Source organism: Sphingobium terrigena (assembly GCF_003591655.1).
Taxonomy (GTDB): domain Bacteria; phylum Pseudomonadota; class Alphaproteobacteria; order Sphingomonadales; family Sphingomonadaceae; genus Sphingobium; species Sphingobium terrigena.
In genome coordinates this window covers 75,069-82,234 of record NZ_QVRA01000020.1, presented here as the reverse complement: position 1 = coordinate 82,234, position 7,166 = coordinate 75,069, and the positions used below count along the sequence as shown (strand labels likewise).

Below are 7,166 nucleotides of genomic sequence, written 5' to 3'. Positions count from 1 at the left end.
CTGCAGCCTCAAAACATTCCGCCGGATCGCTACCCGGTACGAAAAAACTGACGAGAGCTACCGCGCTATGATCAATCTCGCGGCCTTGAAAATCGCTATGCGCTAATGTCCACAGGCCTTAGTGGTCATCGTCCGCCGGTCCGGATAGCAGGATGACTACGATCGACGGTTTGCCGATCGTCTCATCGGAGCGACTGTCATAGGCGCGCCTGTCGCCATGGCCGATCGTAAAGATATCGAAGAGCGGAGCGGGCGCGCCGCGCGCATCCTGCACGGTGGCGGCTGCATCATGATATTGGATATCGACGAAGCGAGCCGGCCCGCCCGTGACATAGGGCCCGAAATAGAAGGTGATGCGCCTTCCTTCGCTCGTTTTGGCTGAGAGGGTGAAGCCTCCGTCGGGGAGATCTATCGGAAGGGTCGGCACGGCGTTGAACGCCGCGAAGCCGATCGCCTGCGCGTCGCGGGCGGTCATGACAGGCAAAGAGGTGATGTCGTTCATCTGAGTTCCCATTGTGATTGGATGCAAGGGACAGGGAGATGTCAGGCGGCCGTGTTGCGATGATGCGGGATAGCGGCTGCGAACCGCCGCAGCATCGCCGCCATGTGTCTGCGCATATGGGCCTTGTTAGTAATGATCACCTCCGGGCTTAGCAGCTCACCCTGCGGCGTCATGAAACCCGCGGCGAGTTCGCTATCTCGCATTTCCATAAAAATGCGGTGTCCGCGCGGCTGGGCTTTACCGGCATAGCGGACGACGAATTCGCCAAGGCGGCCAGAGAGCCCCTGGGCGAGCTTGGTCCAGCGGATATGGCCGCTGGCGAGGACATCGCCGTCGCATAGTCCGCGGTCGAGCCAGACGCGCATTTGCGCACGTTGCTGGATTGCCGAATTGCGCGTACGTTCCATGGTTCGGCACAGCGGAAGCACGCTGGCATATTGATCTATCCAGGCGAGATCCGCGCCGTCTGCCACCACCAGCAGGTCGTCGGTTTCGATCCCGGCCAGCACGGCGCGTAGCTGATCGGCTGGATCTCTGGGATGGACGGGGTCAGCACTGCGCCATCCCTGAAATCCCCGACCGGGATCAGCGACTATGACGCGCGCCATTTCATGGCCGGGATGGGCCTCCAGCATGGTCATCAAGCCTGCTTCGGCATCGGATAGAGTAGCAGCGCCGATGATGACGACGCGTTTCGACCAGCGCGCCGGACGCGGCGCATCTGTCGGGAGCGGCCAGCTGCTGGGAGGCGGCCTTGCAACCTGAGGCATGCGCGGAACCGGCAATCGGTCTGTGTTTCGCGCGGCAGCAGCGAAAGAACGCCTGGCCACATCGAACAGATCGTCGAAGCAACCACCGCCATCGCGGAATCCCTGGGCATAGGCGGGCGAGGTTTCCCCCGGTGGTGCGGAGAAATCGCGGGCTTCCCAGCCCTCCTCTGCAGCGTACCGGCCCTGAGCATACAGGACTGCAGCGTCCCAATCATAGCCATGCTGGGCACGTGCATGGAGGATGGCCCGGTCGAAGGGCTCAATCAGGCCGCTTGCGACGCGCCGCTCGATGCAGGCGAAGTTTGCGCGCTGTCTCTCACATTCGGCTTCCTTGCGGATCGCGTCATTGAACGGGCGCAGTGCCGCGACGCGCGCGCGGCTGCGCGTCATGCGTTGGTCCAGCGGCGCGTCGAAAGGGAGGTCGGGATAGTCCTTCCATACCGATGCCAGCGCTTCGGCATGATCGGGACAGCGGCCATGGCCGATCCAGCATTCCCGGTCCGCTGGATCGAACGCCGCAGGCTTGGGCCTCATGCAGCGAGTTCCGGCGTGGATGAGGTGACGAATGCTTCAGGCGTTCGCCACGGGCGGCGAGGCCGAGCGGGCCGGTGCGGGTAGTACGGGTTGAGCATGGGGCGATCTCCCTGTGATCACCGCGTGTCTTCCCCCTTCCCCTTTCTGCTCGCGAGCAAGGAAAACCATGGTCGCGTGCCGACCGGAAATCAGGTGGTTCGCAGCAAGTTCACCCGTTGCAGGCCATCGATCCTCTCGAATTCGCAGATGGTATCGACCGGAACGCCGGGGTCAGATATCGGCAGGTCCGGCAGGAATATCCTCGATCGCACCGGTGTCTTCATCGAGCGGTTTCCATGTCTTGAACACGGCCCGAAGCGAACGGGACCGGGCAGGCTGAATGATCAGGCTTGCGCCTTCCTTGCTCTGCTGGAGTTGTTACTCTGATCGCACCCGCTACGCTTGCGGCTCCAGCCAGTTCTCGATCTCGAGGCCCCGGATACGCTGGAACTCAACGACATTGGCGGTGACCAGCACGACGCCCAGAGCATAGGCATGGGCGGCGATGAGCAGGTCGTTTGGGCCGATGGGCCGGCCCGCCGCCTCCAGTTCGGCACGGATGCCCCCATATTCGGCATCGGCGGGAATATCGAACGGCACAATTTCAATACCGGCCAGTATCGCCTCGACCTGCGCGAGCAGCCTTGCCGAGCCTTTCTTGGCGCAGCCGTAGCGCAATTCTGCCGCAGTGATGACGCTGATGCACAGACGGTCGCTACCGATCTTGACGATCTTCTCGAATACGCGGCCTTGCGGATTGCGAACGAGGTCCGATACGATGTTCGTGTCGAGCATGTAGCGTGTGCTCACAAATCGATGTCCTTGAGCGGCAGCAGCGTCGCGTCGAGATTGTCGGGAAAATCGTCGTCAGGATCGAGCGGCGTAAGTGCCTTGAGGATATCGACCAGATTGGCCCTGGGTTCAGGTTCGATGATGAGTTTGTCGCCCTCCTTGTGGATGAGGACCCGGCTCCCGGAAAACTCGAACTCCGCCGGGATGCGCACGGCCTGACTGCGGTTGTTGCGAAACAGCTTCGCCTCGCGAACGACACTGGTGGAAATGGGTTGAGCCATCTTGCGCGCCTCCTTGCATATGCCATGTATATACCAAAAGCTGTCACCTGCCACAATAATCTATGATGCGGCGCGACTTATGTAAGCGAGCGAGCGTCATTTAGTGCCGACGGCAACCTGCGACGCCATGCCTAAGCGGAATGGCGACGGTTTGGCCGTTGGCGAGATTGATGAAAGCGCCCGCATGTCCGATCGACCCGCGCCCCAGAAGATCGAACAGCAGGGCAAGGGCGTGGCTTGCCAGGACACGATTGACGAACAGCGATTGGCGCTCGAGCGTCTCGGCGACCGAACAGGATGGGGCATCGTCTTCGGCAACAGCTTCGTCCGTCAGTTCCGGAAAGGTTTCGAGCACGGTCGGAAGCCGGTCGGTACGTTTGTCAGTCGAGTTACCTGGGCAACCGATCAGATACTGCCCGTCGCTCGCACGATTGCCGAGGTCCATCCAGTAAGCGGGCCTTCTATTGCCATTCTCCAGCGCCACCCCCAGCCCCCGTCGCGCCGAAGCGGTATCGACGCAACTGATGAGGATGTCCGCACCTTCGATCCCGATCGCGCCGGGCGCGCGACCGTGAACCGCCTTCCAGGAAAGCCCGTGCGCGAGGTTGATCCGTTCGGTCAGCGTGTGGGCCTTCGAGTTGCCGATGTCACATCGGTAGAAAGGCTGGCGGCCAAGATTGGCTTCGGTCACGATATCGTCGTCGACGACGGTGACGTCGAGCGATCGGGTCGAGATCGCGCGGAGCGCGGTGTCGAGCGAGGCGAGTCCCATGAGCATCTGCGCGCCGTTCCCGCCGCAGCCCACCAGCAGGACACGAATAGCCCGATTGTCGAAGTCAGCGGGCAGATAGTGACGCATGCGGATATCATCTGTCATGACGATCTCCGGCGAAAGGGCTGCGCGGCAGCGACAGGAACATTCCCCCTGCGCAAAGACGCGAGGCCGTAACGGGGCCGTCCGCGCTATCGAGCCGACCGAAGACAAGCGAGATTTTGGCCGAATGTGCATCATCGACGTCGTCGGTGGCGCTGAAGAAGGCCGGTCCTGCCGCGTGACTATGAATATCACAGATCAGGTGCCAGTCGGGGCGCAGGATCGGCGGGTGATAGACGAGACGTGAGGGCGTCGCCTCGTCGATCACCGGGAACTCGACCGAAAATTGCCGCGTGACCTCATTCCAGAGGATAAAGGCTGCAGACTCATTGGGTAAGGCTTCGCGCAGATGCCCCAATACTCGGTTGCCCAACTCCCTCGGGATCAGTCCGCATCGCAGGTCGGCTCTGGGTGTGCCCGCGCTGCCATAAGGGAGGTAGGCCGAGATCGGCGGCGTGACCCAGGTATCGAGCGCGAGCCATGGACGGCGCAGGATCAGCATGACGCCATCATGGCCGACGGCTAGCCCTTGACCGACACGCGCTGTCCGAAGCGCTTCTATGGCCGGCGAGCGGCCTTGCGACGGGACCGGGTAGCAGGGCATGGCGGCGAGCAGCGCGGCCCCGGTGGGATCGTCAGCGAGCAACGTCATCGCCGGTTCCAGCGAGCAATCAAGGCTCCGACGGTTACAGGGTCTGGAGCGGTGTGTCGTGCGTTTCGCACTGGCTGCCGGCACCCAGCGAAACTGAGAGGCTTGAGACGGCGGACCGGGAAGCGCTTCGCGCCCCGCGCGGCAAGGTCGTCCCAGAGTCGGATCAGCCCTCCCTTGCCGGTGACGGTAAGTTCTTGCCCTGGATTGGGATGTGTCGACCAGCTTTCGAACACAGCGCGTTCGTAGTCCGGGATCGACGCGATGCTAAACGATCTGGGCCTGGGGATATTGCCCCAGCATAGCTGCCCACCGACGAACACATTGAGGATAGGCGAGTGCAATAATCGTGTCTCGGCTGTCGGACGTTCATTTGCAGGCAGGGCATAGACGCCGAGTCCGGATCGGGTCGCGACGAAAAGATGCGCGGGATAGGGCACCGCCGCGATGATCCTTTCGTGCAGAATGCGAAGCCCGGCCGGCGGAGATGCCAGCGCGAACCAGGCCGGGCGCACCTGCGCGGGAACCCACCAGGCGAGCATGTCGGCGTGGGCTACAAGCATATTCGTAGGCAGAAGTTCGGGCGCCACGCTCCGTCCGAGCGCTTCTGTCCATTGGCGCAAATGCGCGCGAGTGAGCGGCACGCCCGCCGCGATCGCCGGATGATCTTCATTGGTGTGTTCGACCGCATGCATGCTGGCGAAGGCGCAAGCATCCTGTCCGGAGGCACCATAGGCATGAGAGTTTCGGGATCCCTGGCTCCGGTAGAGCAGGATGGCGTTCGTCAGGATCATGCCGCTGCTCATCGCTTCGAAATGGGTGCTGTGGTCAGGCATAATGCGCCTCATAATTGGGTTGGATCGAGCCGGATCAGGTCCTGGGCGGCAACCAGCAATTGCACGCCGCGCCGCAAGGCGGTGAACCAATCGTCGATGCGATCGGCGTCCGGCAGCGGACACAGCCCGGCGATGTCCATGAAGCCCATCTCCATGCCGTTGCGGGCGATGTCGTCGAGTTCACGGGCGAATTGCTCGAAGGGCACGAGCGTCAACGGCGGCAGAGAGGAGCATTCCTCGTAGCCCGGGATGTAATCCTGGATGATCTCGAAATCGCAGTTCCAGGCGTTGCGTTCACTCTCAAGGCCGCCGAGTGCCTTGGAAGCACGGTCGAGGGTGTCCAGCTTGCGGCGCAGTGCCGTTGGCAGTCGCTTCGATGCCGCCGCATTGGCTGCGATCATCCACGCGGGCCTTCGGGCGTTCATTTCCGAAGGCAGCGCCATATTTTCGAGTTCATCGGCATCGGCACCGTGATAAGCGATCAGACTCTGGCGGGCAGCGTCGTCTTCGGTTTCGCCATCCCAATAGTACATTGCGATCTCGTCGAAGAGGTATTGGTAGCCGTAGATCGGAAGCACCCGGCCAAGACTCTGGTCCAGCGCCCGATAGGCAGCGGCGCGCCAGGCAACAGGCGCATCGCCGGTTTCGATCCAGCCGAGATCGATCTGCCCCAGGCTTTCACAGATAATGGCGATCGCGGGTGGACCGCCCTGCTCGCCGCCTTGAAGGACGACGACGCGCAGATCGACCAGATCGACGGAATTGAGGACGTCGAGCACTGTAGCGTCGAAGACCCGTTCGATATGCCGGCGCGCGGCCGGGCGGGTGAGCGTCCGCATCGTTTTTTCGAGCGACAGCGCCCACTGGCCGACCAGTTTGTGATGGGGACCAAGCGGCTGGTCGAAGAGAACGGGAATATCGGTCGAAAGCGCGACCGACGTGCCGACAAGGTCAACCGAGCGGCGGGAGAGGCAGAGCGGATGGGGGTTGGAGGGGTTCGCGGACTTCGCCCGGACCGTTCTCCGGGGGGAGCGCGATCTTGGCGTGGAGGGTCCGGCTCCCGGCGCTGCAGGCAGGCTGGGTAAAGCTGGGCGTGTCGCCATCGTCAGCCTCGATCCATTGGCACAATGTCCTGCGCGGTGCAGGGGGAATGAGGGTTCCGGCCCGCCGCGCCATGGTCAGCCCTTGGTTCCGACGGCACGGCGATATTCGGTGACATGAGCGCCGCCTATGACGCCGGCATCGACCATCTCGGCATTGAGGATCGGCGGGTAGAGAGTGGCATGATAGGCCCGCAGGGCATCGCGGTCGTCGGCGAGATGAGGCGGCGCCGGCAGGTCGATGCCGTCATATCGATAGGTCCGGGTAAGATGATTGATCTGCATGGCAAGCCTCGTTGGCAATGGTGATTGGAAGGATCGGGCGGCTATTTCACCAGAGGCTGGCGGGTTCCTCGGCCGTGGCGTCGGCTGGCGGACTATTCGCTGCTGATGCTTTCACGGGCGTGACAGGCGCGGCCTGTTTGGCCGCCGCAGTGTTCGTCTTCGCGGCTTCCGCAGCGGCAGTCCTTGCGACCTCGGCCGCCTGGCGTTGCTCGGCGATCTGGTCGGCGAGTGTCTTGCGCGAAGCGATAAGCTGCCCCAATGCACCATCTGCGCCTCGTCCGAGTTCCGCATCAATTTCCGCGGCGCTCGCCGTGATGGAGATCGGGCGGGCCTCGCCGGTTTCGAGATTATGGGTCGCCCCTGCCACCTTACGGGGCAGAATGGTGAGAGTGACCGTCTCGTCGGGGCCGGCGACAAGGTCGAAGCTGAGCGAATAGTGGGTCAGCAGCGGAAGCAGGCTGGTAATCAGCATGATATCTGTCCTTCTCGTGAAAGATGCAAAAG

General features: G+C 62.5%; 11 protein-coding genes. All 11 read right to left on the bottom strand.

All coding sequences use genetic code 11. From position 1 onward, the window contains the following. Nucleotides 1-118: 118 nt before the first annotated feature. The 11 genes from D0Z70_RS18260 to D0Z70_RS18210 all read right to left on the bottom strand — a co-directional run bounded on the left by D0Z70_RS18260 (nucleotide 119) and on the right by D0Z70_RS18210 (nucleotide 7,134). Complete coding sequence (locus D0Z70_RS18260) at nucleotides 119-502, bottom strand: hypothetical protein (protein WP_119748887.1); 384 nt, start codon at nucleotides 500-502, stop codon at nucleotides 119-121. Between the two features lie 41 nt (nucleotides 503-543). Beyond that, entirely contained in the window at nucleotides 544-1,806 is a 1,263-nt protein-coding gene (locus D0Z70_RS18255) for a hypothetical protein (RefSeq protein ID WP_119748885.1), read from the bottom strand. A 188-nt stretch (nucleotides 1,807-1,994) separates the two neighbouring features. Further along, a complete protein-coding gene (locus D0Z70_RS25715; protein WP_275402225.1) occupies nucleotides 1,995-2,129 on the bottom strand; it encodes a hypothetical protein in 135 nt (44 codons plus the stop codon). Nucleotides 2,130-2,241: 112 nt separating this feature from the next. Then, nucleotides 2,242-2,655: a type II toxin-antitoxin system VapC family toxin gene (locus tag D0Z70_RS18250; protein ID WP_119748883.1), complete on the bottom strand. Its 414-nt coding sequence runs from the start codon at nucleotides 2,653-2,655 to the stop codon at nucleotides 2,242-2,244. After that, nucleotides 2,652-2,918 carry an antitoxin gene (locus tag D0Z70_RS18245; RefSeq protein ID WP_119748907.1) on the bottom strand — a complete coding sequence of 89 codons (267 nt, stop codon included), beginning with the start codon at nucleotides 2,916-2,918 and terminating at the stop codon, nucleotides 2,652-2,654. The genes D0Z70_RS18250 and D0Z70_RS18245 overlap by 4 nt, the downstream gene beginning before the upstream one ends. A 100-nt stretch (nucleotides 2,919-3,018) precedes the next feature. Next, nucleotides 3,019-3,795: a PRTRC system ThiF family protein gene (locus D0Z70_RS18240; protein ID WP_119748881.1), complete on the bottom strand. Its 777-nt coding sequence runs from the start codon at nucleotides 3,793-3,795 to the stop codon at nucleotides 3,019-3,021. Further along, nucleotides 3,785-4,444: a PRTRC system protein A gene (locus D0Z70_RS18235; protein WP_119748879.1), complete on the bottom strand. Its 660-nt coding sequence runs from the start codon at nucleotides 4,442-4,444 to the stop codon at nucleotides 3,785-3,787. The genes D0Z70_RS18240 and D0Z70_RS18235 overlap by 11 nt, the downstream gene beginning before the upstream one ends. Continuing rightward, complete coding sequence (locus D0Z70_RS18230) at nucleotides 4,441-5,277, bottom strand: PRTRC system protein B (RefSeq protein ID WP_119748877.1); 837 nt, start codon at nucleotides 5,275-5,277, stop codon at nucleotides 4,441-4,443. The genes D0Z70_RS18235 and D0Z70_RS18230 overlap by 4 nt, the downstream gene beginning before the upstream one ends. Before the next feature lie 8 nt (nucleotides 5,278-5,285). Then, complete coding sequence (locus tag D0Z70_RS18225; RefSeq protein ID WP_182914025.1) at nucleotides 5,286-6,380, bottom strand: hypothetical protein; 1,095 nt, start codon at nucleotides 6,378-6,380, stop codon at nucleotides 5,286-5,288. A gap of 75 nt (nucleotides 6,381-6,455) precedes the next feature. Continuing rightward, complete coding sequence (locus D0Z70_RS18215) at nucleotides 6,456-6,662, bottom strand: PRTRC system protein C (RefSeq protein WP_119748871.1); 207 nt, start codon at nucleotides 6,660-6,662, stop codon at nucleotides 6,456-6,458. A 46-nt stretch (nucleotides 6,663-6,708) separates the two neighbouring features. Continuing rightward, nucleotides 6,709-7,134, bottom strand: a complete 426-nt coding sequence (locus tag D0Z70_RS18210; protein ID WP_119748869.1) for a PRTRC system protein E — start codon at nucleotides 7,132-7,134, stop codon at nucleotides 6,709-6,711. Between the last annotated feature and the right edge of the window lie 32 nt (nucleotides 7,135-7,166).